This window comes from Bacillus safensis FO-36b (assembly GCF_000691165.1).
GTDB classification, from domain to species: domain Bacteria; phylum Bacillota; class Bacilli; order Bacillales; family Bacillaceae; genus Bacillus; species Bacillus safensis.
In genome coordinates this window covers 329,759-356,678 of sequence record NZ_ASJD01000002.1, presented here as the reverse complement: position 1 = coordinate 356,678, position 26,920 = coordinate 329,759, and the positions used below count along the sequence as shown (strand labels likewise).

Here is a 26,920-nt window from a genome sequence, read left to right as displayed (position 1 = left end):
TTCTTGTAAAGTGAAAATTTTCGCGCCTCGAAATGATTTTTTGTTTTGCCTTTTCTGATAAATCCCTTGTCCCATCTTCATTTTTAGCATATTCCCTATTCAATGCTAATACACTGTTACAAACCTGACAAAGAGAGTGTTTGAGGTGAGGGATCGTGTTTGGCATTTACTACCTAATGGATGAGAAATTACGACGAACAAGCGCCGCTGAAAATGGATAATCTTCATACGGATCTCATTTCACACTTCTCACATCCATTTTAGGGAGGTCGAGTGGTGTGCACGATTACATCAAAGAGCGAACAATCAAGATAGGAAAGTATATCGTGGAGACAAAGAAAACCGTTCGTGTTATTGCGAAAGAATTTGGAGTCTCTAAAAGTACTGTACACAAGGATCTAACAGAAAGACTGCCAGAAATTAATCCAGATCTGGCTAATGAAGTAAAGGAGATACTGGATTATCATAAATCAATCCGCCACTTGCGAGGAGGAGAAGCCACCAAGTTAAAGTATAAAAAAGAAGAAATTTTAGAAGGCGAACCTGTGAAACAGTAAGCTTAGTTCTTTGTTCATAAACATGATATATATATCTTCCTCATATCGGTAGTTTCTATCCACAAATTTTGTAAAGACTTTTGTAAAGAAATATCTTTTTTTCTGCAAATTATGATAGAATATATAATTAGGGCAGAATGTGGTATTTGCTATGGAAACAGATTTTCAAGGAGGATATATATAGATGTTTGCTAGGGATATTGGAATTGATCTTGGTACTGCCAATGTACTGATTCATGTCAAAGGAAAAGGAATTGTGTTAAATGAACCATCTGTGGTAGCTCTTGACAAAAACAGCGGAAAAGTTTTGGCTGTTGGAGAAGAGGCTAGACGTATGGTTGGACGTACGCCTGGGAATATTGTTGCGATTCGTCCATTAAAAGACGGCGTAATCGCTGATTTTGAAGTAACTGAAGCGATGCTCAAGCATTTTATTAACAAATTAAATGTGAAAGGGCTGTTCTCTAAGCCGCGTATGCTCATCTGCTGCCCGACAAATATTACATCTGTTGAGCAGAAGGCGATCAAAGAAGCTGCTGAAAAAAGCGGTGGTAAGCATGTATTTCTTGAAGAAGAGCCAAAAGTAGCAGCGATTGGTGCTGGTATGGATATTTTTCAGCCAAGTGGAAACATGGTCGTAGATATTGGAGGCGGAACGACAGATATCGCTGTCATCTCAATGGGTGACATTGTAACCGCCTCTTCTATTAAAATGGCTGGAGACAAATTTGATCTGGAAATTCTAAACTACATTAAAAAAGAGTACAAGCTGTTGATCGGTGAGCGCACGGCTGAGGATATCAAGATCCAAGTTGCAACGGTATTCCCAGACGCACGTCACGAAGAAATTTCGATTCGTGGACGAGACATGGTGACAGGATTACCAAGAACGATTACCGTCACAAGCAAAGAAGTAGAAGAAGCATTGCGTGAATCTGTATCTGCGATTGTTCAGGCTGCGAAACAAGTTCTTGAAAGAACACCGCCTGAATTATCAGCTGATATTATCGATCGCGGCGTCATCATTACAGGTGGCGGAGCTCTTCTAAACGGGCTTGATCAATTGCTTGCAGAAGAGCTGAAAGTACCAGTTTTCGTTGCTGAAAATCCAATGGACTGTGTAGCAGTTGGTACTGGCGTGATGCTTGATAATATGGACAAGCTGCCAAAGCGTAAACTCAGCTAATGATTTCCCTCATTCTTTTTAGAAAGAATGGGGGATTTTTATTAAAGAACCCTGCTAATCAGCCGATATATTTCATAGAAGATTGTGTTTAGGTCATGTGAAAGAATTTGAATGAGGTGAGCACGTGTTAAAAGGACTATACACCGCAACATCTGCCATGATCGCTCAAGAGCGGCGGACAGAAATGCTTTCAAATAATATCGCAAATGCGAATACCCCAGGCTATAAAGCGGATGAAGGGGCAATGCGTGCATTTCCAGAAATGCTGCTGAGCCGAATGGAATCAGGACGTTTCCAAACATCCTCAGGCAAAGGCTTTAGCGTTCCACTGCAATCGCCGATTGGTGGAATCAATACTGGGACATATATGCAGGAATTAATCCCTCAATTTACACAGGGAACTTTAAAAACAACAGATCAAACAACAGACATAGCACTAGTTGAAAATAATGTGCCGATCAATCCGGAGACCAATCAGAAATCAGCGCTATTTTATGCCGTCAACACACCAGAAGGCGTTCGTTATACGAAAAGCAGCTCCATTACATTGAACGCACAAAATCAATTGACGATTAATGGCCGTGCTCTTCTTTCCGTGACGGGTCAGCCGATTACGGTTCAGAGTGAGAATTTCAAAGTGAATGCAGATGGTACTGTGTCTGAAAATGGGCAAAATCTTGGTCAAATCGATGTACGTGTTGCGATGGATACAAGAAACCTAGCGCGTGAAGGAAATGATTTATACCGTACAGCTGATAACCAGCCCCTGCCAAGTGCAGTCAATAACGGTCAAATGTCCTATACGTTAAGCCAAGGCGTATCGGAGCTCTCGAACGTGGATGTAACGAAATCATATACAGATATGACAACGGCCTACCGAGCATTTGAAACAAATCAAAAAGTGGTTCAGGCGTATGATAAAAGCTTAGAAAAAGCAGTGAATGAAATTGGCAGAGTGTACTAATCAAGAAATGAAAAAGAAAGGAGGATTCTCATGCTTAGAACGATGATAAACGCAGCTGTATCGATGAATGAAGTGCAAAAGCAGCTTGACATCATCAGCAATAACATCGCGAACAGTGAAACAACAGGGTACCGCGCGAAAAACACCCGTTTCTCAGAGCTGATCAGACAGCAGTTTAATCAGGTAGATGAAAAAAATGAGCAGGTGGCAAACAGTCGTCTGACACCTGCTGGGTTAAGGCTTGGCACGGGGACAATGGTCAATGCGTCCATTAACTCGCTGCAAGGCTCTATTAAAGAAACAGGACGTGATCTTGATGTTGCCTTCGGAGCGCCGTCGCAGTATTTGCAGGTCAACGCCGGCGGTAATATCCGTTATACAAGAGATGGTTCACTTTACTTGCAGCCGGGCAATAATCGTAATCAAGTGCAGCTTGTCACGAGCGAAGGCTATCCGATTCTTGATGAAAACGGAAATGCGATCGTCTTAAATGCAAATTTCCGTGATATTTCAATCGATAAAAATGGGCGGCTTACGGCGATTTCAAGAGACAATCAACCCAATCAGCAAGTGAATCTGGGCGTTGTACAAGTCAATAATTCGTCAGCACTTGTCTCTGAAGGAGATAATTTGTTCTCAGTTGATGGAACCTATCAAGGTGCATTAACAGCACTAAATGGAGCAAACCGAGAGGCGATTCAGCTTCAGCAAGGTGCACTGGAAACATCAAATGTGGACATGTCGAAAGAATTAACAGACCTCATGACAACACAGCGTTCCTATCAGATGAATTCAAGAACAATTACGATGGGCGATCAAATGCTGGGATTAATTAATACAATTCGATAATCAGCAGGCTGGTATCAGCCTCTCATGATAAAAAAGGCGGCTCGCTCAAAGTCGCCCTTTTTTTTATAAAAATCTGAGACATCAGCAAGAAGATCCTCAAGATCAATCCAGGCTTCTTTTCGTTCAAGACATGTGACGAGCGTGGCGATCTGCTCATCTGCCTTTGGCGTTTGGCTGTAGAGAAGAGATAAGATTTGAAACTTCATTCTTAATATATCAAACTGGGAAGCAACAGCTTCTTTCAGACCTTTTTGAATATACTTCATCCCTTCATCGGTTAAATTTTCTTTAAAACAGGAACGCACAGTTTCGTATAGGCACGATACATAGGAGTGTGCTGACTTTCGGTATGCTGGAAGACGAAGCGCTTTTTTGAAGTATTCCAGCGCTTCCTTATGACGGTTTTGTCTTGACTGAATAAAGCCAGCATCATAATAAACGATACCGAGCAGCTCTTGATCATCAATCTTTTTCACGTAATCAATAATTTCAATGAAAATATCTTCCGCTTCCTTATATTTTTTTTGGTCGCTATAGTTAAGAGCGAGCACAATTTTACACCGATAGATGCTATGGATATCACCGTGCTTTGCAAAAATATCCATGGCTTTTTGAACATGACGAATCGATAACAACGAGTAACGGTTGTTATAATAAACACCGCTTGTACGGAAATGGAACTCTGCTTCCTCCAGCTCATCGTTAAGTAATGGCAGTCGTTCCTCAGCCTTTTCGAGATAATGAATCGCATCATTTTGATCACTTTTTAAAGATTCATATAATCCGAGAAAGAAATAAAAATAATATTGCAGTTCTTCGTTCATTTCATCTTTGTGGGGCAGCAGTTCATGTTTGAGTTTTTCTAAGTCCTCTGTCTGATTCATCCAGAGCTGGTGACGGAAAAGCATCAACTGATAATGGAAATAGAGTTCTTGTTTTTTTGATAATTTCCGTTTATATTTTAGCAGTGTTTTTTTGATTTCTTCAGCCTTCGAAAAATGTCGATGCTTTAGCATTGTATACCAGGAATGGAGAAGTTTTTTTACGGATTTATCGCTCATAAAATTCATTTTTACCCTCTTATTCAATCAATGATGTAATATATATTACCATATTTGTGAAAAAACATTGAGTGTAGTGTGGATTATATTTGATGACAATTGGTAATGGTAGATTCTATTTTTTACCATATGCATAAGGCGAATATTGAAAAATGCCAGCATTCATAATATACTTCTATAGGAATCAAATGAAGATCAGCGATATAGAAAAGAAGGAGAGATCAAGATATGCTTGATGCTCAGCAAATTCAAGACATTATTCCACACCGTTATCCATTCTTATTGGTCGACCGTATTTTAGAGGTTGAGGGAGAAAAAAAAGCGGTTGGAATTAAAAATGTCACAGTGAATGAAGAATTTTTTAATGGCCATTTTCCTGGTTACCCAGTCATGCCGGGTGTGCTTATAGTAGAAGCACTCGCACAGGTTTTTGGTGTGATTATGTTAGGCAAGGAAGAAAACAAAGGAAAAATCGGTTTGTTTGCAGGGATTGACGGATGCCGCTTCAAAAGACAGGTCAAGCCTGGAGACCAGCTTCGTTTAGAGGTTGAAGTGACGCGCCTCCGCGGGCCGGTTGCAAAAGGAAAAGCAGTAGCGACGGTAGATGGCGAGGTTGCATGTGAAGCAGAACTGACATTTTCTATTGGTCCTAAAGTATCATGATTTTTCTGGCGGTTCATCAAGCATGAATCGCTTTTTTATTTAGAAACGTTCAGTTAGAACGGATAAGGACTTGCAATTTTGACAAAAAAACGTCATATTAGACAAAAAAAGATGAAGGTGATAAAGGATGCTGAAAGAATTTAGAGAGTTTGCCGTCAAGGGCAATGTCATTGACTTGGCTGTAGGTGTCATCATTGGGGGAGCATTTGGCAAAATTGTCACTTCTCTTGTGAATGATTTAATCATGCCGCTTGTCGGTATTATTATTGGAGGGCATGATTTTAGCGGTTTATCCATTAAAATCGGAGCCGCTCAAATTTTATATGGGAACTTTATTCAAACAGTGGTTGATTTCTTAATTATCTCGTTTTCCATTTTTATCTTTATTCGTTATTTGAATAAGTTAAAACGGAAAAAGGTTGAGGAAGAAGAGGTTGTGGAAACGCCGGATCAAACGGAAGTTTTGCTAACTGAAATTAGAGATCTATTGAAAAATCAAAGCCAGTCTAAAGATGTGCAATAGAAAAAGAGCGGCTGATCCCGCTCTTTTTTATGTGTTTTGTTTAAAAGCATCCAGTAGTTTTTCTCCTGACAGCCCCTCTTTGACGAGGTCTTTTAATACTTCTTCAGTTTCTGTTCTGTAACGATTTGTAATCATTTTACCATCGAGTAACACAGAAATGTTTTCTTCTAAGGCAACGATGTTTTTGACTTGGACAGATAGATGAACAGGGCGGTTGTTTTCTTTAGTGATCGTTACAAGAATCTTCACTTCTGTGTGCTGCTGAAAGAGTACCTCAAACACCTGTCTATGTTTCTTTGGAATGAGTGCCTCGATCATCCAGTGATTTTCACCGTCTTCTTTATTAATGATTAAACCGTCACGAAGGGGAATGCTGGACATTTTATCTTGCTGTGGATCAAGTTCAATTTTTAAATCAATCAGCCTAAAGGTTTTCATATTTATCACCTCACAAGCGTTCATTATTCGTAAGTATTATTATAGCATACAACATCTGTATAAATGAAACCGCTGCCTGCTTAGAACTAGCTGCACATGAGTGAAAGGAGATGTTTTATGGAGTCCTATCAATTGAGAAACATTCATATTGGCGACGACAAGGCAAAGAGTGATATACGTGTTTATTCGTGGGGAGATATTCTTTCATTTTGTGATGTGTATATGGAAGAAGGAGAGTCACTCACGTTTCAATATGTCACCGAGGATCAAATGGACTGTTTTGAGTTTCAGTTGTCGGTTCATGATGGCCGGCTTTGTTTTTATTGGTTTGCGTGGGATGGATCTGATTATATTCACATGCCTTCTAGTAATTGGATTCATTCAGATATTTTTTATCAATTTATGAAAAATAAGTATTTTATCAAACAAAACAAGATGATGTTTTATACGCAAGCGGTAAAAAACAGAAATTAATGAGGATATAGAGAATTTGAAGGCCTATTTTGCTATTTTCCTGTTTTGTCACATACGGCCTTTCTCCGTAGACTAGGGGTAGCTGAAAGGAAAGGAGGCAAGTCCCGAATCAAAAGGTAATGTCTATCATCTGACAGCCCCCCTCTAGCTAAAGCTGATAGATGCTGCCTTGTTCATATGAACACTGCGTAATATAGAACCAATGCTTCTTTGTATAGGTCATGTGTCCCCTTGTGAATCCCCTTTGTGTGTATCCGGTCATATTTGCGTGGCCGGATACCCTTTTATTCACTGTTTAACCGATCAGCTCTTGCAAATAGTGGATACTCATTTCATAATGATGATGGATTTTGTTAACGGTATGTCGGTTGAAAATAAAGACAAAAAGGAGAGAACGATGACAAACATTCAATTAATCGCAACGGATTTAGATGGAACTTTATTGAACAGTGAACACAAAGTGAGTCAGGAAAACGAGCAGGCATTAAAGGAAGCAGCTGCGAATGGAATTGAGGTTGTCGTGTCAACAGGGAGAGCGTATTTTGATGTGAGGTCTATTTTTGACCAGCTTGGTATGAATACATGGGTGATTAGTGCCAATGGAGCTGTGATTCATGATCCAACTGGACAAGTGTACCATTCAGCTGCTTTACAAGAAGAAAAGGCTAAACATATATTGTCATGGCTTGAAGAACGTGATTATTATTATGAAGTCTTTACAAACGAAGCCATTTTCACACCAAATCGCGGAAGAGAGCTTCTTGCGATTGAAATGGACCGTTTAAAAAGTGCAAATCCAGAAACGGATCAAAATGTCTTAAAACAAGCGGCAGAAGTTCAATACAGCCAGTCGGGTTTTTCTTATATTGATACATATAAAGAATTGTTTCGTGAGGATCGAAAACTTTCATTTTACAATATCTTAGGTTTTTCTTTCTTTCAGGACAGATTGAAAGCTGGATGGGAGATGTTTGGTGATGATTCAGATGTAACATTGGTCAGTTCGGCTGATCATAACTTTGAAATTGGTTCAAAGGACGCGTCTAAAGGGCAGGCATTAACAAGGCTGGCAGAAAGACTAGGTATTCCTTTAAGTAGGGCAGCGGCTGTAGGAGACAGTTTAAATGATGAATCAATGCTTCGAGCTGCTGGTGTTGGGGTTGCAATGGGGAATGCGAGACAGGATATAAAAGAAATCGCTGATCACGTGACGTTATCAAATGATGAACATGGTGTCGCGCATATGATCCGTCACCTTTTGAAATAGATGAATCAGATGTCGTGGTATAAATCACATAGGATGAAGCGCATTCTACAAAAGAGGAATTCAGAACCACTTCTATTTACACATGATGTGGAACATCATATAATTTAATTATGAATATAACCCGCTTGTAAGGAAAATAAGGAGAGTAAACGAATGGCGCTGGAATCTTATAAGTCCGAAAATCTGCATTTAATCAAGGAAGCCTTGGACTATACTCAGGTTGGCCTGACGGTGACGGACCCGTCTTTACCTGATAATCCTTTAATATATGTGAACAAGGGCTTTTTAGATATGACAGGCTATCAAGAAACCGAAGTATTGGGGAGGAATTGTCGTTTCCTTCAGGGAGATGAAACTGAGCAAATCGCTCTCAAACAAATTAGAACAGCCATTGAGAACAAAGAGGCTGTCACGGTTCAGCTGAAAAATTATAAAAAATCTGGACAAATGTTTTGGAACGAGTTAAGTGTCGCTCCTCTTTGGATTGACGAAAAGGAAGGAAAACGTCTTTATTTCGTTGGTCTGCAAAAGGATGTCACGAAAGAGAAGGAACAGCAGGAGCTTCTTGAGCAATCAATTGATGAAGTGCTGAATATTTCGGTCCCAATCGTTCCTGTGAAAGATGGTATCTCTGTGTTACCGATCATTGGTACGTTAACAGCGCCTAGATTTGATAAGATCATTTCAACGGTCTCCACCTATATCTCTCAATCCAAGGATGATTATTTTATTGTCGATCTGTCCGGATTATTAGCAGTGGATTCATTTGTGGCAGATGCGATCTTTAAGCTGAATGATTTGATTTTAATGACGGGTACTGAACTCATTGTGACAGGAATTAAACCGAATCTTGCAATGAAGATGGGAGAAATGAGAGAGGACTTCCGTGAATTAAATACGTATATGAATGTGAAATCTGCATTGAAAAAACTGAACATTTAGCATACGTTTATATGAAATAAAAAAGAGGACTTTTCATTAGGCTTGAGAAAAGTCCTCTTTTTGCTGTGATTAAGATGATTGAGCGGCGGCACTTAAGGTAAATAAGTCTTCTAGTTCGTTTGTCGATAGCTCTGTAATCCAGCTCTCGCTTTGGATAATTTGATCATTTAATGTTTGTTTTGTTTCGAGCATTTGATCGATTTTTTCCTCGATTGTGCCCGTTGTGATCATCTTATGGACGTGAACAAATCGTTTTTGTCCAATCCGATAAGCTCGGTCTGTCGCTTGGTTTTCCACAGCAGGATTCCACCATCTATCGTAGTGAATGACATGGTTTGCAGCGGTTAGATTGAGTCCTGTTCCTCCTGCCTTTAAAGAGAGAATTAAGATGTTGAATTCTTTCTTCTGGAAGCGGTCCACCATTTTGTCCCGCTCTTGTTTTGAGAGGCTGCCATTTAAAAATTGGACCGGTTCTCCAAACATCTTTTCTGCCAGCTGCTTGATCATGTTGCCCATTTCAATATACTGCGTAAAGATGAGACAGCTTTCTCCTTGCTCATGTATCACTTTTAACAGCTCTGCGAGTTTATCCATTTTTAACGAACGTTTCAGCAGTTTCACATCTGTTCCGCTCTCTTTTAAATAGAGCGCAGGGTGATCACAAATCTGTTTGAGTCTGCCAAGCATACTTAAAATAATGGCTTTTCGATGCATCCCTGTTAATGATGCCATGTGTTCAAATGTATCCTTCACAAGCTGTTCATATAAAGACGCCTGCTCAGCGGAGAGCGGAATGAATTCTTTTTCTTCGAGTTTCTCAGGCAGGTTCAGGGCAACCTCTTCATCTTGTTTTGTTCGTCTTAATAAAAATGGTTTGATCAGCTGCTGGAGCTGTTCAATTCTTTTTTCTTCACGGTCTTTTTCAATCGGAAGGACGAACTTTTTATGGAAGCTGGTCAGGCTGCCGAGATATCCTTTGTTGACGAAGTCGAATATGGACCAAAGCTCTGTCAAACGGTTTTCCATTGGTGTCCCGCTGAGGGCAATGTGATGCTGTCCTTTGAGCTGTCTAATCGCTCTCGATTGTTTCGTATGGGCGTTCTTGATGTTTTGGGCTTCGTCTAAGCAAATGGTATTCCACTTTGCTGCCGTTAATTCATCACGATCAGAATGTGAGAGTCCATAAGACGTCAGAACAATATCTGTTGACTTGTATGCTTTTGTGAAGTCCTCTCCCTGTGGACGCGATGGGCCATAATGCAGGGCAACCTTCAAATGTGGTGCGAATGTTTCGAGCTCTCGCTGCCAGTTTCCTAAAACAGAGGTCGGCGCAATGATGAGAGATGGAGCGGCATTTTGCTCCTGCTCCTTCAAATACGTGAAATACGCGATCATTTGAATCGTTTTTCCAAGACCCATATCATCTGCTAAACAAGCCCCAAATCCATGAGATCTTAAAAATAAAAGCCAATTCACGCCATGCTGCTGATACGGACGCAGTGTGCCTTTGAAGGACTCACTCATTTCGTAAGAAGGCAGCTCGTGCGAATCATTTAATTGGTGGACAAGCCCTCTTAATTGCGATGAAAGTTCAAATTGAATATGGGCAAATGCTGAACTGTCTAGTAGTTCTGGAATCGATTCAGAGGAAGCTTCTTGATCTGCCAGTTCGCGTGACAAAATATCAGACATGTGAAGCCCTTCATTTTCGGCACGCTCCATCCACTTTTTCATTTGCTGAATGAAGGTCGGGTCTATTTTGATCCATTGTCCTCGAATGTTGACAAGGCGCCGTTTGCTTTGGACAAGTTCGTTGAACTCATCTTCTGTTAGTTCAATGCCGTTTGTAGCAAAGCGCCAATTAAAGTCCATTAATGCGTCCATTCCGACATGCGATTCGCCTCGCGGTGTAGAAGAAATCCTTGCTTTTAACATCATCGTGCTGTCTTTAACAATTTGCCACCACGATGGGAGCAGAATCTCAATGCCCATATTGACAAGTGTTTCACTTGCTTCAGATAGGAAGAGCCATGCTTCTTCTTCTGACATAAGTGTGGTGCCAGATGTGAAAGAAAGCCAAGGGACGATTTGACTGAATCGTTCCAGCTCTCTTGAAATTTTATCTTGATACGGATGCCAAGATCTTTTCAATGAACGAATGCCTTCAAAAAAGTGAAGGTCACTGTTTTTCTTGTCCCGCAAAAACAATTCGATTTTCCAATCATCTCCGTCAAAATCCGGTTCATTTAAGCGCAAGCCGACAGTGAACGGCGTCTCATCATCTATCCAGCCAATCGTCTCCAAGAAATCCTGCTCATCTAGAAAATGTCCTTGGAAGGTTGAGAGCGCAGGCGATTGTGCGTTCATGAGTTCCCATTTGTGCTGCAAGGCATCATCATACTGAATGTAATCCTGTACAGCAAAGGAGAACCAATCAGCCGTATAACCATCTAATAGGCCTTCTTTATCTTTAAACCGAAGCTCGCCTTTTGTCCACGCCTCATAATCGGGCACGAAATCTTCGTCCTCGATGAATTCGTAAATGGTGGAGGCAGTCTTCATCAGTGGTTCCGTTTCATCCGTTAATGTCACATGACTAAACGTATTAAATGAATTTTTTCCTAGCAATTCAACGGTCATCCAAGGGCTTAACAGAAAGGCAGGAGTGCCAATAAAGCTGACATCTTCTAAAAATGTTCCGTAGAAAGAAGATTCGTGCCATTGGAAAAGCTGCCTCTTCATTTCATTAAGCGGAACAGGGTGTCCGTCCTCTGCTTGCGCTGAAATGGTGAAAGAGAAATCTTCAGTTTGTTCTGCATGAATGACAATTTGTTTATGGCGTGTCATCAATCAATTTTCCTTTCTTCATTTCCTCTTGGAACGCACGCAGCCGTTTTGTTGAATCTTGCAGCTGCTTTACATACCTTTCCCAGATCACGGTTTTTTTCGTTTTATGATAAAGCGTACGCAGTTTCTTCAGCATTTTCACAGACTCTCGATAAGCACTTCGATTCTTTTGATCGAGAAGCAGTGAGATTTCACGGTGGTACGATGGAATGAGGGCTTCCGGCTCCTCTTTTGCAATCTGTTTGATCAAATCCTTCTCCAGTTCACTAATGGAGAAACCAACAAGGCTGTGAATCTCAATCCATTCCGCATAACGCTGCTGTGCATACAAAAGCTGACTGTATTCTGTAAACGCATAGGGCATACAGATTTGGAGATAACGTTCATATAAATGATGATCCTTCGTTTGCTTAAAATATGCATCTAAATAAAAGAAGAAATCACTGACGGCTCCTCGCAGTTCTCTGTAGGAAAGGTCGAGCTGGCAATATTCCTCTAATATATAGGTGATTTCATGATACCAGAGCTTGAGCCGCTTCCAGTCCTTTCGGTTTGTGAGATCCTTCAGCCAATTGAGCACATTAGGCAGCATATCCGCATTGAGCAGCTGTAATTGCTGAAAGAGGCTTTCGTCTTCTTTCAGTAAATAATCCATGTGCATCAGGCCGATGGTACGTTCAACCGTTTGTTCTTTCTTCTGGGCGTTCTTTAGTATTTCTGTTTCTTTTTTGACCCATTTCCCTCTATTTAATATGGTGCCCCAAATCTCCATAAAGACCGCTACTCGTTCATGCTGGAAAGGTCCATTGATTTGAAGAAGTGTGCGAACGGCAGTTGGTGTGTTTTCAAGAAACGGATCGAGGGAAAAGGAAAGGGCGTATGTCTTCAAATGATCCACTGAATCGAAAATGGTGTTCATGAGCTGTTCTACATATGGATTCATGGAATAAAAGTCCTTTTCGGCATCAAGCCGGCCGAGGTCGATGAGTTCATGAAGCCTCAGCCATACATCGATCGACGTATGAATCGCATACAAGCTCTTGAATTCAGGTGAAGCAGGTGCGTGTTTTTTTAGGATCGATAAATAGCCGTAATACAAATGCTGCGGTGTTTGCTGATGCTTCGGTGTCCGTTTCAGCCAGAGGTTAAATTCCTCTTGGAAAAAAGTCAGCCAGCTTTGGAGTGATTGTTCGTCTGGGCGCTTCACTTGGAAGTGCTGGCGAATCAGTTCTTTGCTGCGCTGTAATTCATCTTTTTCTGACCAATTTTCTGTAAATCCGGTCACACTCTCTACTTGAGCGTATAGCGAAAAGAAGACAGCAAGAATGTGTTTACAAAGTCCATCTGCTGGACATGAGCAGCTGCTTCTCACAGGAAACAGCACATGAAGGTGGACTCTTGCTGCCACGACATCATGTACGTAAGCTGACCATTCGGTATCAGACTCTTGCTTGAGCCGATATACGCTGTCCTGTCTATAAGTAATCAATGCTTTTTTGATGAGTTGTTTGTTTTCATCTGTTGCAGGAAGAAGTTCTTTGATCTGTTCGGCTGTTTGTTTGATTTCTTCTTCGTTGATGTTGTGCTGAAGCATTTGATCCGCTCCTAACCAAGTAAAAGATTCCAATTCTTTTATTATAGCTCAATGGGGATTTATAAAAAAGTTTTTCATGAAAATGGTCATAAATTTCAAAAGCTGTCGAATGATGTATTAGAGTATTGCATAAACCAACCTTAGAGCATATAATAATGAAATTAGTGGATTCGAAAGGATACAGACATGGATAATAAGGGTTTAAATCAAGAAGAGTTTTTAAAGATTTTGATGTACGCTCATGATATTGGTGAAAATTCAAATGATGTCACAACAAAAGAAATGCTTGAAAATCTGATTGCTCATATTCGAAATGGTCTTGTTTCATAAAAGTGACCCCCTGCTAGTGATGGCAGGGGGTTTTTGTATGCTTTTAAGAATGGAATGAAAGCTCCCGGCATACGATGTCATTACAAGCATAAGGAGTATGGGGAGCTGATGGTGTCATGAATATTGCGATTGCAGGCTGTGGGTATGTGGGGCTTGTGACAGGTGTGTGTTTAGCGGAGGCAGGTCATGATGTCGCGTGTATTGATATTGACCGCCGAAAGGTCATGCAGCTGAAACAGGGAAATCCCCCAATGTATGAGCCAGGGTTAAAAGAGCTATTGAAACGCAATCTTGAGCAGGGACGAATTCATTTTCACATAAATGGAGCGGAAGTCTACCCGCGGGCAGATGTGTTAATGATTGCAGTCGGCACCCCGCAGCAGGCAGATGGCCAAGCTGATTTACAGTATGTGTTTCAGGCTGCAAAAGAGATGGGGATAAAAGCAAAGTCAGGGGCGATCCTTGTGGTGAAAAGTACGGTGCCTGTTGGAACGGGTGATCAAATCGATCAGTTGATCCATCAAGAATTAGGACGGAAGGAGCCGCTAGCGATTGCATCTAACCCAGAATTTTTACGGGAAGGCTCTGCCATTTCAGATACATTGAGGGCGGACCGGCTTGTGATTGGAGCTGAAACAAAAGTCGTATTAGATCAGCTGGAGGAGATGTATGCTGATTTCCACCTTCCAATGGTCAAAACAGACCGTAAAAGTGCTGAAATGATCAAGTATGCATCAAATGCATTTCTTGCGACAAAAATCAGCTTTATGAATGAGATTGCCTCCATTTGTGAAAAAACAGGTGCTGATGTTGAATGGGTGTCGCAGGGAATGGGGCTTGATCAGCGGATCGGTTCGTCCTTTCTCAGAGCGGGCATTGGCTACGGTGGTTCTTGTTTTCCAAAGGATACAAATGCACTTGTCCAAATTGCAGGGCATGTGTCCCATGATTTTGAGCTGCTAAAGGCTGTCATCAAAGTAAATAATGAGCAGCGGGCAGGTTTTATCCGAAATATTCAGGAGCGGCTGGGGGCAGCTCTTGAAGGGAAGCGAATTGCGCTTCTTGGTCTGTCCTTTAAACCGAATACAGACGATATGAGGGAGGCGCCATCTATTCCGATCGCTCATGAGCTCCATCAATTAGGTGCGGAGCTTGTGGCATATGATCCTGTTGCTGCCAGGCATGCAGCTCGCGAGCTGCCGCATCAAGTCTTATTTGCTCAAACGATTGAAGAAGCGATCAAGGATGCTGATGCAGTCTGTCTATTAACAGAGTGGGCGGATATTCAGTCGTTTCCACTTGCTTCCTATAAGAAATGGATGAAGCGGCCGCTTATTTTCGATGGACGAAACTGTCATACACTTGAAGCGGCAGAACAGGCTGGGGTCGAGTATCATTCGATTGGGCGCAGATCAGTTTCTCCAATTTATATGTGAAAGAAAACCGATAACAGTGAATGTTATCGGTTTTTATGAATGCGGCAGAATGAATCCGCCATATAAGAAAGCAGCCACAATCAGAAAGGCAGGGTGCAGCTTGAATTTGGTCATCAAGAAAAAGGAGACCGCAGCAATGGCGAGCGATTGCGTCCAGCCGATGGCTTTCACTGCATCTCCGCCGATTTCCCATGTTAATAAAAGCATCATCATCGCAATGACAGGCTGAACGGATAAGGTCATGCCTTTAACGACGGGAGATTGACGAAAGCGGTCAATCAGCTTGAGCAATAAAATCAGCCCAACAGCAGACGGCAGTACAGTGGCAAGCAGTGCCACGATAAAGCCTGGCCAGCCCATGACGTCATAACCGACATATGCTGCAATCTTCGTAGCGATTGGCCCCGGCAGTGCATTGGCTAAAGCCAGCATATTGGAGAATCCTTCGTTCGTCATCCAATGAAAATGATTGACGATTTCTTCATAATTGAGCGGGATTGATGCAGGACCACCGCCATATCCTAATAGATTGGATAAAAAGAATGCCCAGAATAAAAAGAGAATCAGGATCATGAAGACACTCCTTTCTCTTTATTTGGCCGATTCCAATGATTTTTCAGTTTAAAATGAAAAGCGCCATAAAATAAAAAGATCATCACGATGATTCCTGGATGAATGGACAGCACTTGCAGTCCAATAAAGGCAAGAAGGAATAGAGCGATCCCGAAGATCATGCCGAATCCTTTCAGCGTTTTTTGTCCAAATTCATATGCCATGAGGCCTAACAGAACCGCAATGACAGGGGTCACAGCGCCAATCATATTTTGAATGATTTGTGAGGAGCTTAAGACGCTGACAAGTGTGACAAGGGCTACCATGGCGAGACAAGTAGGTAAAATATGAGCAGCTGTTGCAACAATTGCGCCAGATACACCCTTTAATCGATAGCCGAGGTATGCTGACATTTTTGTTGCGATCGGGCCTGGTAAGGCATTGGCGATGGCGAGTGTTTCTCCGAATTCGTCATCGTTGATCCATTGGTATTTCACCACCGCTTCATGGCGAATAAGCGGTATGACGGAAGGGCCTCCGCCAAAACCGAGAATACCGGTTCGCACCATAGCGATAATGAGTTCGATATATGATTGCAAGTGGTTCAACTCCTGTCTACAATTTCATGCCCATGCGGCTTTTGTATCGTTTAATGAGCATTTGGCAGTCCACACTGACAACGCCTTCTAAGGGGTATAGCTTTTTTGTCAGGAAAGTCTCCATTTCCTGTTCATGTTGAAAAATGCCATGCATATGCAGCTTGCTTGGTCCTGTCATGTGATAAAGACTTGTGACAGCCGTTTCCTTTTCAAGCTGAAGGGCAACCGCTTCTAAAAATTTTGGCTCTACCTCTACATTAAAGAAGACAGAGACATGAATGCCAACCTTCGCGGGGTTAATTACAGCGGTGAATCGTTCAATGACCCCTGCTTCAATGAGCTGCTGAATGCGGGCTTGTACGGCTACACGTGACAGACCGACCTGTTTGCCGAGATCTGTATAAGACATGCGCCCGTCCTCGTGTAATAGGGATAGAATTTGTTTATCTCTTTCGTCTAATGTTAGGTTTGGAATGCTATAGTCTTTTGACACCGTATAACCACCTTTCTTCTGTTGATATTCTATCATATTTCATTACGAATAGACTGGATAATTTCTATTTTGCTATCGAAACGAAAACATCACGTGCAAGAAATCATCTTTGTGCATAAAAAAACACCCCGGAATCAACGGGGTGTCTTCATTTATTGATCCGGGCTGCTTTCTGCACTGGCAATTTGCTGTGCAAGGTCAGCTCGATCAATGTCTGCTTGGAAGAATTCCTGCGTATTTGGCAGGTGTAAATTCATATGGCGTTTTTGAGAAATGCGGATGGTGACTTGATCAACGGTGTAATCAAATACGTGTCCGCCAACACTTCGATCTTCATCAATAAAATGAAGATGATATCCACTCACCGCAATGCCGTGTGCGTACTGCGGTGTACGGAAGCCTGCGATCGTACCTTGAATATCCTCAAAGTCGAAAATAGGCTGAGACTTGACTGCTTCTACCATCGGAACGTAAGGTTTTTCCTGTTTTTCAACCGTACGTGTTTGAACCTTTTTGAATGATCCATCAATGCGGACCGCATAAAAGATATTCTTACTTGGTAAAATGCGGTCGATTTCATCTTCAAGTTCTTTGGACGTCATAGGTGCATCAATTCGATGAACGATATCTGTTTCAAAGAATGCTAGAGAGCAGAATGGTGAATAATCTTGATTGGTGACCGGTGTCGCTGTTCCATCCGAGCGCAGCCGGTAGAATGCGCCGTCAAAGCCGATCAGCTCTCCATCTAATTGATTGAATGTACCGATGCCAAAATCACCGTGTTCAGGAATATGTGCGAGGGAGAAATCTCCATCATATACGGCTTCCAGCAGGGAGGTCATTGTCGATACTTGATAGACCTCTTGCTGTTTGTCATGCTGTCTTGTGTCATTCTGTTGATTCATTGGGTGCATCATACCCATAACCGCTCACTCCTTTAATGTAATGTATCGAAGTCTTATCTGACGTTCATTGCATGTTTTTTGCGAAAGACTTCTGGCCATTTTTGACTGGCGAGGTCAGGGTTGTCTTGATAGTCAATCGGAATATCAATAATCACGGGTCCTTCTATGTTTATACCCTTTTGAAGGACGGTTGAAAGCTCCTCAGGTGAGTTGACCCTTAGTCCAGTTGCTCCAAAGCTTTCCGCATATTTCACTAAATCGATCTGCCCGAATTCAACGCAGGATGTGCGGTCATATTTCATTTCCTGCTGGAACGCGACCATGTCGTATGTGCTGTCGTTCCAAACAAGGTGAACGAGGTTTGTTTTCTTCCGGACTGCTGTTTCTAACTCCATTGCGGAGAAGAGAAAACCGCCATCACCTGAGACCGAGATAATCTTTTCATCTGGATTCATGATAGAAGCCGCAATTGCCCATGGTAATGCGACGCCTAATGTTTGCATGCCGTTACTCACCAGGAATGAGTTCGGTTCATAGACGCGGAAGTGACGGGACATCCAAATCGCGTGAGATCCGATATCACACGTGACCTTCGTGTCATCAGGAATCAGACGTCTCAATGTATGAATGACATCCAGTGGATGAGATCGATGACTTTCTCTTTCTGGTGTCTTTTCGATGTCGCTTAATAGCTCCTGTAATTCAGTGACTAATTCTATGTTCTCTTTGCTTAAAGAAAGGGGAACACTGTCATGCGCGAGATGTTTGACGGTTTCAGAAATATTGCCTACAAGCTCAAGCGCTGGCTCATAAAAATGGTCAATATCTGCCTGCATGTCATCAACATGGATGATCTGACGCTGCTGCGGCTGAAGATTCCAATGCTTCGGATCATATTCAATTGGATCAAAGCCAATGGTCAAAAGGACATCTGCATGTTCAATGAGAAAATCACCCGGCTGATTACGGAATAAGCCGATTCTGCCTACATATTGAGACTCGAGCTCTCTTGAGAGAACGCCGGCTCCTTGATACGTTTCAACAAATGGGATACCAAGTGTTTTTAATAATGCTCTTGTGGCATGTGCAGCAGATGGACGACTAGCTTTCATTCCCACAATCGCAATAGGTAAGTGTGCATTTTGAATTTTGGCGATAGCCGAACTGATGAGAGCATCTGGTGCAGGACCTAATTCTGGAGAAGGGTGAGCAGACACTGGTGTTTGTGTGGTGTGTTCTGTCACGACATCTTGTGGAAAGCTGATAAATGCTGCTCCAGCCTGCCCTTTTTGTGCCGCGCGAAAAGCATTTGTTAATGCTTCTGGTATATTGTTTACGTCTTGTACTTCAACGCTATATTTTGTGACTGGTTTGAATAATGCCGCATTGTCGAGTGATTGATGTGTTCGTTTCAGACGATCTGCACGAATGACGTTTCCAGCGATTGCGACAACAGGATCACCTTCTGTATTGGCTGTTAATAGACCTGTTGCTAAATTAGATGCACCAGGACCTGATGTGACGAGACAAACACCTGGTTTGCCAGTTAAACGTCCGACAGCGGCTGCCATAAAGGCTGCATTTTGTTCGTGTCTGCATAGGACAAGCTCTGGACCTCTGTCTTTTAATACATCAAATACAGCGTCAATTTTTGCACCTGGAATCGCAAAAACATGGGTCACACCTTGAGCAATCAGCGTATCAACAATCAACTCTGCTCCTCGTCTTGTTAGGGGTTGTGCTTGAGATTTCATTTACCCCGCACTCCTTTCGGCAAGTAAAATTTTTTATGAAAATATATTTTCATGATATGATTTACTATACATTTCATAAAATAAATTTTCCAATATATGTTTAACGTGGTTTTGATATGTTTCACGAATAAGTGTGTGAGGAGTGAAAGGATGGAACTGAGACATTTGCAGTATTTTGTCACAGTAGCGGAGGAGCTGCATTTTGGCAGAGCAGCCGCGCGGTTGAATATGACACAGCCTCCACTTAGTCAGCAAATTAAGCAGTTTGAGGAAGAATTGGGTTTTCCTTTATTTCACCGGTCGAAGCGGGTGGTGGAGCTAACAGCAGCTGGAAAGGTCTTTTTACAGGAGGTTCGGGGAGTGCTGCAGCAGCTTGATAAAGCCGTTGATCATGCACGTCATACAGCAAGAGGAGAGCTGGGGAAAATCATCATAGGCTTTGTTGGAACTGCGACATATGATATTCTGCCGCCCGTTGTACGTGAATTTAGGGAGCTGTATCCCTCTGTCAGTATTGAGCTGCAGCAGCTTTCCGTTCCGCAGCAGCTAGAGGCACTTTTAAATGGTGAGATTGATATCGGTTTTTTACACCCTACATCGCCGCATGAAGAGCTAGTCAGTCGTTTGATGAAGCAGAGTGAATGTATTTTTGCGATTCCAAAAAATCATCGATTGGCTAAAAAAGAGACGGTCACAATTGAAGATATCCGTCATGAACCGATTATTTCTTTATCACAGGAATCATGGCCGTCCCTTTATCAGCACTTTATCCTGCTATGTGAAAAGTACGGGTTTTCTCCAAATATCGTGCAGGAAGCAGCGGAATATCAAATGATCATTGGCCTTGTCACAGCAGGGATCGGTATTGCAGTGATTCCACAATCAGCCCGGCGTTTATTTAATCTGGATGTTGTATATCGCTCCATTGAGGATGAACAGCTTCTAGCGGAATGGACGATTTCCTATAGGCGTGAAAATCATAATCCTGCTTTATTTCATTTGGTCCACCATATCCTGCATCGCACCGAGCTGGAATAAGAGGTATAGAGAAAGGGGTATGGTATGATGTCGTTACATTAAAAGGAGGCGTACCTGAATTGATTACATTGCTACTGGATCAGCTGTCACGAAAAGAGGCATATAAATTATTATCTGGATCTATCGTTCCAAGACCGATTGCATTTATTACAAGTCTATCTAAAGAAAATGTCGTCAATGCCGCACCATTTAGTTTCTTTAATGTCATCAGCGGACACCCGCCGCTCATTGCGGTTTCTATCGGACGACGTGATGGTCAGATGAAAGATACTGCGCAGCATATCATCGATAAGAAAGAGTTTGTCGTTCATGTGAGTGATGAAGACATGATAGAAGATATTAATGAAACAGCTGCTACTCTGCCTAGGGAAGAGAGTGAGCTGGATCGCACCGGACTTCACCAAGTAGAGAGTCATGTCATTTCGGTGCCGGGGATCAAGGAAGCACGCATTCGTTTTGAATGTCAGCTGGAAAAACATCTGACATTTCAAAATGATGAAGGGGAGATCACAGTTGATCATATCATTGGCCGGGTTGTATGTGCACATTTAGATGAGGCTGTTTATGATGCAGAAAAAGGCTATGTTTCTACTAATGAACTGAAACCAGTCGCTCGCCTAGCAGGTAATGATTATGCCCATTTAGGCACGTCATTTGTGCTGAAAAGACCACAGTAATAGAAAAATACCCCCGAGGGATATCGGGGGTTTTCTGTTTATTTCTTCTGTTCTAGTTTGAGTGGAGCTGCGATGTTCTTTTGTACTTTTTTCCCTTTTAATACGTCGTTTGCAGCACCGACTGCCAGTTGACCGATCAGCTCTGGCTGCTGCGCAACCGTTGCAGAGAGCTTTCCTGCTTTGATCGAGCTGAGTGCATCTTCGTTGCCGTCAAAGCCAACGACAAGAATGTCTTTCCCAGAGCTTTGAATCGCTTCTAGTGCGCCGAGAGCCATTTCATCATTGTGGGCAAAAACGGCTTTGATGTCAGGGTTTCCTTGAAGAAGGTTTTCCATGACATTCAGTCCTTTTGTCCGGTCGAAGTCAGCAGCTTGTTTTGCAGTCACTTTTAGATCTTTATCCGCTATTTGATGGAATCCTTTTCCACGCTCACGTGTAGCGGAAGCGCCTGGTACGCCTTCTAATTCAGCGACTTTTGCTCCTTTGCCAACCTTGTCAATGATAAATTTAGCTGCCATTTCACCGCCTTTGACGTTATCTGAGGCGACAAGTGCTTCTACCTTTCCACTTTCGGCTGAGCGGTCTAATGTGATGACAGGTATATCTGAAGCGTTTGCTGATTCGACAGCGGTTGATATGGCAGATGAATCCGCTGGGTTGATGAGCAATGCGTCGACTCCTTGCTGAATTAAATCTTCTACATCACTTGTTTGTTTAGCAGAATCATTTTGTGCATCTGCAATCACGACTTCAATGCCAAGCTTTTTTGCTTCTTTTGTCACACCGTTTTTCAGAGAAACGAAGAATGGGTTATTTAATGTCGAGATCGACAGACCGATTTTGATGTCTTTTTTCTTGCCATCCTTAGATGACTTGGCCCACTCCGGCGGTTCAAGCGAGCAGGCAGAAAGCAGAAACAAAGAGAGAGTCAGGATGAGAATAAGATATTTTTTCATAGCAGCTGCCTCCTTAAGCAGATTTCTTTCTGTCTAGCAGGACTGCAATCAAGATGACAATCCCTTTCACAACAGATTGATAGAATGATGAAACACCAAGTAAGTTCATACCATTGTTCAGGACACCGATAATGAGCACCCCGATGAGTGTGCCGACAATTCGTCCTCTTCCGCCGGACAGGCTTGTCCCGCCAAGTACGACGGCAGCAATGGCATCAAGCTCATAGGACGTACCAGCTGTTGGCTGCGCTGAATTTAGGCGAGATGTTAAGATCGCACCTGCTAAGGCAGACATGAAGCCTGCTAATGAATAGATCATAATTTTCACGCGCGGTACTTTGATTCCTGAGATGAGAGCCGCTTTTTCATTCCCGCCGATGGCATATGTTCTTCTGCCGAAAGGTGTTTTATGAAGCAGTACCCAAAGTACGATAAAGGTGAGAAGCATCGTGATCGCTGGAACAGGAATGCCTAAGAAATATCCGCGGCCGAATAACTGAAAGGCATAGTTAGAGCCAAGCCCAGTAATCGGGTTTCCGTCTGTATAAACGAGTGTCAAACCTCTGAAAATCGTCATCGTGGCAAGCGTTGCGATAAAAGGAGCCATTTTTCCTTTTGTAATTAAAAGACCGTTGATCATCCCAAGAACGGCACCGATGATACAGCCGACAATAATGGCTAAAATCGGGTCCATGCCAGAAACGATAAAGCCGGCAGTCAGGGCACTGGACAGTGCAAGAATGGCACCGACAGATAAATCAATGCCTCCAGTTAAAATAACAAATGTCATCCCAAAGGCAATGAGGGCATTAATGGAGATTTGTCTCAGTAAGTTTAAGATGTTTAATGGCTCTAAAAAGGCCGGGTTTAAAATAGAAACAATGGCGACAAGGATGATGAGTCCTAAGAATGGCCCAAGCTTTTGCATGATGTGATCAAATCGTCCATTTGAAGTAAGTGGTTTCATGTTACTTCCCTCCTGTAGCTAGTGTCATAATTCGTTCCTGTGTTGCTTCTGTTTTTTCTAATTCTCCGCTGATGGTTCCTTCATGAATGACGAGCACTCGATCGCTCATCCCGAGTATCTCTGGGAGTTCAGAGGAGACCATTAAAATGGCAACGCCTCGATCGGTCAATTCATTCATTAACTGATAGATTTCTCGTTTCGCTCCGACGTCGACACCTCGTGTCGGTTCATCTAAAATCAACACCTTTGGCTGTATGCCGATCCATTTGGCGATGACGACTTTTTGCTGATTTCCACCAGACAGGCTTCGGGCAGAGATGTCAGAGGAAGCCGTTTTAATCGTCAGTCTTTTAATGAGCAGGTCGACAAAATCCTGTTCAGTTTTCTTATCAATCAATCCCTTTGGAGAGAAGCTTTTTAAGTTTGGCAGACCGATGTTTTCTCGGATGGATGCATCAAGCATCAATCCTTCATCCTTGCGATCCTCTGTGATAAAGCCGATGCCGAGCTTGACGGCATCACTTGGTTTTTTAATAACAGCCTTTTTCCCATGAACCCAGATTTCTCCTTGGTCAAGAGGATCAAGGCCAAACAGTGACCGCATCATTTCGGTCCGGCCAGCACCCATTAAGCCTGCAACACCAACGATTTCTCCAGCTTTAACTGAGAAGCTGATATCTTGAAATTGTCCTTTTCTCGTTGCTTGTTTCACCTCAAGGACAATGTCTCCTGTTGAAGGCGTTCGCTCAGGATATCGATCTGTCAATTCACGGCCGACCATTTTCTTGACGACTTCATGGAAATTCGTTTCAGGTATGGCTTTCGTATCGACCGTTTTCCCATCACGCATGATCGTAATCCGGTCACAGATTGCAAAGATTTCCTCCATACGGTGAGAAATATAGACAATGGAAACGCCTTCTTTTTTGAGAGATTCAATGACCTGGAAGAGCTTCTCGATTTCCCGTTCCGTAAGAGCTGCTGTCGGCTCATCCATGATGATGACCTTTGCATCGGTCATTAATGCTTTTGCAATCTCAATCATCTGTTTTTGTCCAACAGAACAGCTGCCTGCCTCTTGTTCAAGTGAGAGATTCACAGACAAACGGTCCAGCTGCGTTTGGGCGAGAGTCTTCATTTTCTTAGTATCTAGCAGTCCGAGTTTCGTATAGATTTCTTTCCCGATGAATAGATTCTCCAAGACGGTCATATCCGGCCATATGTTGAGCTCCTGATGAATGAAGGCGATGCCGTGCTGTTCCGCTTCCTTCGGATTTTTGAAAGCGGTCTCTTTTCCGTCGATTTGTATCGTTCCTTGATCTAAAGAATAAAGACCTGTAAGCAGATTCATTAAAGTTGATTTTCCCGCACCATTTTCACCCATGAGTGCGTGGACTTCACCTGTGACGAGGTCAAAGGAGACCCCGGAGAGAACGGTGTTTTTTCCAAAAGCCTTATGGATGTTATGCATCTCTATGTTCATATCTGGCTCCTCCTTTTAAAAGATGACACCGGCATGAAGAATGCAGTTTGCGTATGGGGTGGCTTCACCCGTTCGAATGACTGCTTTTGCCTGTTTGGTCATGTCTTTGAACGTCTCGTGGTCTACTTCATGTAACGATTTTGAGAGCGCTTTCTTAAGAAATAAATGATCTCGTTCATTGGCTTCTTTGATTTCACTAGCTACAGTGATGTTTTCAACGGCCATTTCCTGAAGAAGGAGGGAGGTGACCTCCTGAAAGGATGGTGTGCCGATTGATAACGCCAGGTCGATTTTGACTGGACCTTCTGGGATAGGGAGACCACAGTCTGCTATGACGATTGTATCTGTGTGGCCAAGGTCAGCAAGCACCTTGGCGATATGGCTGTTTAGGATGCCGTTTTTTTTCATTTCTTTTTCTCCAATTCTTCTCTTGTTGGCATGCCGCCTTGTGCGCCAAACTTTGTGACGGACATTGAAGCTGCAAGGTTGGCAAAGGCAAGTGCGTCATAAAGGGATTTGCCTTCTGTTAGAGCGACAGCCAAGGCTCCGTTAAAGGTATCGCCAGCTCCTGTTGTATCGACTGCTTCGACAGGAACGCCTGGAACCAACACGTCTTTCATTCCATCAAAATATCGAACCCCATTTTTTCCTTCTGTGATCAATAATTTGTTAGGGTATTGACGCAAGGCATCACTGGTTGGCAGACCATCAAACATCAGAACAGCTTCATGTTCATTCGGTGTAATGTAAGCAGCCTGCTCTAAAACCTGCTGCGATACTTTGCGGGCTGGTGCAGGGTTTAAAATGACAGGGATTTCTTTTTCACTGCAAATGGCGCAGACCGCTTCGACCGTTTCTTCAGGTATTTCCTGCTGGATGAGAACCATCCCGATATTATCAATTGTAGAAAAGGCCTCTCTTACATAGTCAGGAGTGACCTCATTATTTGCCCCTTTGACCACAACAATGCTGTTATCACCTTCTGCTAAAATGATATGAGCTGTGCCGCTCTCCATTTCAGTAACCGGTTTCATATATGAGGTGCGGACACCTTGTGTTTCTAAATTGCTGAGAATATCCTGACCATAAGCGTCATCACCAACTCGGCCGACCATGTATACATCTGCACCGAGTCTGGCGCTTGCGACTGCCTGATTGGCACCTTTCCCGCCTGGGACCGTTTTAAACGATTTGCCTAAAACCGTTTCACCGGCATTTGGCCGTTTATCTGATGTGACGACTAAATCCATTGAACAGCTTCCTACTACAACAATATGACTCATTGTGAATCCACCTTTCTTGTGGTCTCTCGTTCAATAAAAGAGACGGGCATTTGAATAACTGGTTCATCTATCGGTTGTTTCTGAATCGCTTTGATTAACAGCTGTGCCGCTTCTTTTCCCATCTCATAGGCGGGCTGCCTTATGGTCGATAAGGAAGGGAAGAGCAGCTCACTTTGCGGGATATCATCAAATCCAATGATTTGAACGTCTCCTGGAATGGCTTTTCCGATCCGAAACGCTTCATGGATGACCGCTGTTGCGACGATGTCATTGCTGGCAATGATCCCATCTGTTTCAGGGTACAGCTGGAAAAGGGCCTTGGCGCTTTTTCGGGCTTCTTGAAAGGAAAATGAAGCATTAGACATCACATGAAAGTCGACGCCTGTTTCCGTGAGAACATCGAGTGCGCCTTTGAATCGCTGCCGCGCTGTTTGCAGATGGGCAGGTCCTTTTAACAGTGTGATCTGCCGGCTGCCGCGTCTGATTAATTCCATTGCCGCCATTTTCCCGCCAGCTGCAGCATCTGCAAAAACAGAAGGCGCATGTGGGACCGTTCGATCTAAAAACACAACAGGTAGATCATCATCATTGTATATATCTGATTCAGGTTCATTTGTGACCGCGATGACACCGACTACTTGATTTTGTTTAAAGGTTTGTAAGTAAGCCATTTCCTTCTCTCGATCTTCATCACTGTTCCCGAATAATAACCGAAAACCGTGCGCATGAATCTCATCCTCAACGCCTCTAGCAAGCTGAGGAAAGAAGGGATTTGTGATATCAGGCAAGATTAAGCCGATTAAGCGTGATTCTCTTTTAAAAAGGGATCTAGCCACTTCATTGGGAAAGTAGTTCAACTCCTGCATCGCTTGTGTCACGCGGATTTTCGTATCTGAATGAACATATCCAGTATCATTGAGCACGCGTGAAACAGTGGCAACAGACACTTGTGCAGCTTTTGCAACATCTTTAATTGTAGCCAATGGAGAGCCTCCCTTCATGAATGTGTAACCGTTTACACACATAGATTATCATGAAAGCATCGAAATGACAATCTAAAAAAATAAAAAAAGAAAAGAAAG

Annotated in this window: 28 protein-coding genes; 13 read left to right on the top strand and 15 right to left on the bottom strand. The window is 42.7% G+C overall.

Annotation, left to right across the window (positions count from 1 at the left end):
* The first annotated feature begins 278 nt into the window (after window positions 1-278).
* From spoIIID to BA81_RS06175, 4 genes are all read left to right on the top strand, one after another.
* Complete coding sequence (gene spoIIID / locus BA81_RS06190; RefSeq protein WP_008343327.1) at window positions 279-557, top strand: sporulation transcriptional regulator SpoIIID; 279 nt, start codon at window positions 279-281, stop codon at window positions 555-557.
* A gap of 184 nt (window positions 558-741) precedes the next feature.
* On the top strand, window positions 742-1,743 hold the full coding sequence (gene mbl, locus BA81_RS06185) for a cell shape-determining protein Mbl (protein WP_007497573.1): 1,002 nt from the start codon (window positions 742-744) through the stop codon (window positions 1,741-1,743).
* Between the two features lie 124 nt (window positions 1,744-1,867).
* The gene (locus BA81_RS06180; RefSeq protein WP_034281198.1) at window positions 1,868-2,707 is read left to right on the top strand and encodes a flagellar hook-basal body protein; all 840 of its coding nucleotides are present in this window, start codon (window positions 1,868-1,870) and stop codon (window positions 2,705-2,707) included.
* 30 nt (window positions 2,708-2,737) lie between these two features.
* Entirely contained in the window at window positions 2,738-3,556 is an 819-nt protein-coding gene (locus tag BA81_RS06175; RefSeq protein WP_034281197.1) for a flagellar hook-basal body protein, read from the top strand.
* 14 nt (window positions 3,557-3,570) lie between these two features.
* Here BA81_RS06175 and BA81_RS06170 read toward each other — a convergent pair whose 3' ends face one another.
* Complete coding sequence (locus tag BA81_RS06170; RefSeq protein WP_034281195.1) at window positions 3,571-4,626, bottom strand: tetratricopeptide repeat protein; 1,056 nt, start codon at window positions 4,624-4,626, stop codon at window positions 3,571-3,573.
* A gap of 219 nt (window positions 4,627-4,845) precedes the next feature.
* Here BA81_RS06170 and fabZ point away from each other — a divergent pair, with 219 nt between their 5' ends.
* Together fabZ and mscL are read left to right on the top strand one after the other, a co-directional pair.
* Window positions 4,846-5,280, top strand: a complete 435-nt coding sequence (gene fabZ / locus BA81_RS06165; RefSeq protein ID WP_034281193.1) for a 3-hydroxyacyl-ACP dehydratase FabZ — start codon at window positions 4,846-4,848, stop codon at window positions 5,278-5,280.
* A 127-nt stretch (window positions 5,281-5,407) separates the two neighbouring features.
* Window positions 5,408-5,803 (top strand): large conductance mechanosensitive channel protein MscL, encoded by a 396-nt coding sequence (gene mscL / locus BA81_RS06160; protein WP_024423693.1) that lies wholly within the window; start codon window positions 5,408-5,410, stop codon window positions 5,801-5,803.
* Between the two features lie 27 nt (window positions 5,804-5,830).
* On the opposite strand, the gene BA81_RS06155 is transcribed toward mscL, so the two are convergent.
* Window positions 5,831-6,241 carry a YwpF-like family protein gene (locus tag BA81_RS06155; protein WP_024423692.1) on the bottom strand — a complete coding sequence of 137 codons (411 nt, stop codon included), beginning with the start codon at window positions 6,239-6,241 and terminating at the stop codon, window positions 5,831-5,833.
* 117 nt (window positions 6,242-6,358) lie between these two features.
* Between BA81_RS06155 and BA81_RS06150 the strand changes: the two genes are divergently transcribed.
* The 3 genes from BA81_RS06150 to ytvA all read left to right on the top strand — a co-directional run bounded on the left by BA81_RS06150 (window position 6,359) and on the right by ytvA (window position 8,924).
* Entirely contained in the window at window positions 6,359-6,715 is a 357-nt protein-coding gene (locus BA81_RS06150; protein WP_034281192.1) for a hypothetical protein, read from the top strand.
* A 406-nt stretch (window positions 6,716-7,121) separates the two neighbouring features.
* Window positions 7,122-7,982, top strand: a complete 861-nt coding sequence (locus BA81_RS06145) for a Cof-type HAD-IIB family hydrolase (protein ID WP_211253649.1) — start codon at window positions 7,122-7,124, stop codon at window positions 7,980-7,982.
* Window positions 7,983-8,135: 153 nt separating this feature from the next.
* A complete protein-coding gene (ytvA, locus tag BA81_RS06140; protein ID WP_034281190.1) occupies window positions 8,136-8,924 on the top strand; it encodes a YtvA family blue-light photoreceptor in 789 nt (262 codons plus the stop codon).
* A gap of 69 nt (window positions 8,925-8,993) precedes the next feature.
* On the opposite strand, the gene BA81_RS06135 is transcribed toward ytvA, so the two are convergent.
* Window positions 8,994-11,771, bottom strand: coding sequence for a DEAD/DEAH box helicase (locus BA81_RS06135; protein WP_034281189.1), 2,778 nt, complete (start codon window positions 11,769-11,771; stop codon window positions 8,994-8,996).
* The gene (locus BA81_RS06130) at window positions 11,758-13,365 is read right to left on the bottom strand and encodes an SWIM zinc finger family protein (protein ID WP_034281188.1); all 1,608 of its coding nucleotides are present in this window, start codon (window positions 13,363-13,365) and stop codon (window positions 11,758-11,760) included. Before BA81_RS06130 ends, BA81_RS06135 begins: the two co-directional genes overlap by 14 nt.
* Window positions 13,366-13,551: 186 nt before the next feature.
* Here BA81_RS06130 and BA81_RS19700 point away from each other — a divergent pair, with 186 nt between their 5' ends.
* Both BA81_RS19700 and BA81_RS06125 read left to right on the top strand, forming a co-directional pair.
* The gene (locus BA81_RS19700; RefSeq protein ID WP_003214884.1) at window positions 13,552-13,695 is read left to right on the top strand and encodes a YwzD family small protein; all 144 of its coding nucleotides are present in this window, start codon (window positions 13,552-13,554) and stop codon (window positions 13,693-13,695) included.
* A gap of 116 nt (window positions 13,696-13,811) precedes the next feature.
* A complete protein-coding gene (locus BA81_RS06125; protein WP_034281187.1) occupies window positions 13,812-15,131 on the top strand; it encodes a UDP-glucose dehydrogenase family protein in 1,320 nt (439 codons plus the stop codon).
* Window positions 15,132-15,164: 33 nt separating this feature from the next.
* Here the strand turns inward: BA81_RS06125 and chrA are convergent, their stop codons facing one another.
* From chrA to alsS, 5 genes are all read right to left on the bottom strand, one after another.
* Window positions 15,165-15,704, bottom strand: coding sequence for a chromate efflux transporter ChrA (gene chrA / locus BA81_RS06120; RefSeq protein ID WP_198422907.1), 540 nt, complete (start codon window positions 15,702-15,704; stop codon window positions 15,165-15,167).
* Window positions 15,701-16,282: a chromate efflux transporter ChrB gene (gene chrB / locus BA81_RS06115; protein WP_034281186.1), complete on the bottom strand. Its 582-nt coding sequence runs from the start codon at window positions 16,280-16,282 to the stop codon at window positions 15,701-15,703. Before chrB ends, chrA begins: the two co-directional genes overlap by 4 nt.
* A gap of 16 nt (window positions 16,283-16,298) precedes the next feature.
* Window positions 16,299-16,775: a chromate efflux transcriptional regulator ChrS gene (gene chrS, locus BA81_RS06110; RefSeq protein WP_024426311.1), complete on the bottom strand. Its 477-nt coding sequence runs from the start codon at window positions 16,773-16,775 to the stop codon at window positions 16,299-16,301.
* Between the two features lie 152 nt (window positions 16,776-16,927).
* Window positions 16,928-17,698: an acetolactate decarboxylase gene (gene budA, locus BA81_RS06105; protein ID WP_034281185.1), complete on the bottom strand. Its 771-nt coding sequence runs from the start codon at window positions 17,696-17,698 to the stop codon at window positions 16,928-16,930.
* A 35-nt stretch (window positions 17,699-17,733) separates the two neighbouring features.
* Window positions 17,734-19,434 (bottom strand): acetolactate synthase AlsS, encoded by a 1,701-nt coding sequence (gene alsS / locus BA81_RS06100; protein ID WP_034281184.1) that lies wholly within the window; start codon window positions 19,432-19,434, stop codon window positions 17,734-17,736.
* A 150-nt stretch (window positions 19,435-19,584) separates the two neighbouring features.
* Here alsS and alsR point away from each other — a divergent pair, with 150 nt between their 5' ends.
* Both alsR and BA81_RS06090 read left to right on the top strand, forming a co-directional pair.
* A complete protein-coding gene (gene alsR, locus BA81_RS06095; protein ID WP_034281183.1) occupies window positions 19,585-20,472 on the top strand; it encodes an acetoin biosynthesis transcriptional regulator AlsR in 888 nt (295 codons plus the stop codon).
* Between the two features lie 59 nt (window positions 20,473-20,531).
* The gene (locus BA81_RS06090) at window positions 20,532-21,149 is read left to right on the top strand and encodes a flavin reductase family protein (RefSeq protein WP_034281182.1); all 618 of its coding nucleotides are present in this window, start codon (window positions 20,532-20,534) and stop codon (window positions 21,147-21,149) included.
* Between the two features lie 38 nt (window positions 21,150-21,187).
* Here BA81_RS06090 and rbsB read toward each other — a convergent pair whose 3' ends face one another.
* From rbsB to BA81_RS06060, 6 genes are read right to left on the bottom strand one after another with little or no spacing between them, the layout of a single operon-like run.
* Window positions 21,188-22,105 carry a ribose ABC transporter substrate-binding protein RbsB gene (gene rbsB, locus BA81_RS06085; protein ID WP_034281181.1) on the bottom strand — a complete coding sequence of 306 codons (918 nt, stop codon included), beginning with the start codon at window positions 22,103-22,105 and terminating at the stop codon, window positions 21,188-21,190.
* A 13-nt stretch (window positions 22,106-22,118) separates the two neighbouring features.
* Window positions 22,119-23,072 (bottom strand): ribose ABC transporter permease RbsC, encoded by a 954-nt coding sequence (rbsC, locus tag BA81_RS06080; protein ID WP_024423678.1) that lies wholly within the window; start codon window positions 23,070-23,072, stop codon window positions 22,119-22,121.
* 1 nt (window position 23,073) lies between these two features.
* Complete coding sequence (locus tag BA81_RS06075) at window positions 23,074-24,555, bottom strand: sugar ABC transporter ATP-binding protein (RefSeq protein WP_034281180.1); 1,482 nt, start codon at window positions 24,553-24,555, stop codon at window positions 23,074-23,076.
* A gap of 15 nt (window positions 24,556-24,570) precedes the next feature.
* The gene (rbsD, locus tag BA81_RS06070; RefSeq protein ID WP_034281179.1) at window positions 24,571-24,963 is read right to left on the bottom strand and encodes a D-ribose pyranase; all 393 of its coding nucleotides are present in this window, start codon (window positions 24,961-24,963) and stop codon (window positions 24,571-24,573) included.
* Complete coding sequence (gene rbsK, locus BA81_RS06065) at window positions 24,960-25,838, bottom strand: ribokinase (protein WP_034281178.1); 879 nt, start codon at window positions 25,836-25,838, stop codon at window positions 24,960-24,962. The genes rbsD and rbsK overlap by 4 nt, the downstream gene beginning before the upstream one ends.
* Window positions 25,835-26,821, bottom strand: coding sequence for a LacI family DNA-binding transcriptional regulator (locus BA81_RS06060; protein WP_034281175.1), 987 nt, complete (start codon window positions 26,819-26,821; stop codon window positions 25,835-25,837). Before BA81_RS06060 ends, rbsK begins: the two co-directional genes overlap by 4 nt.
* Between the last annotated feature and the right edge of the window lie 99 nt (window positions 26,822-26,920).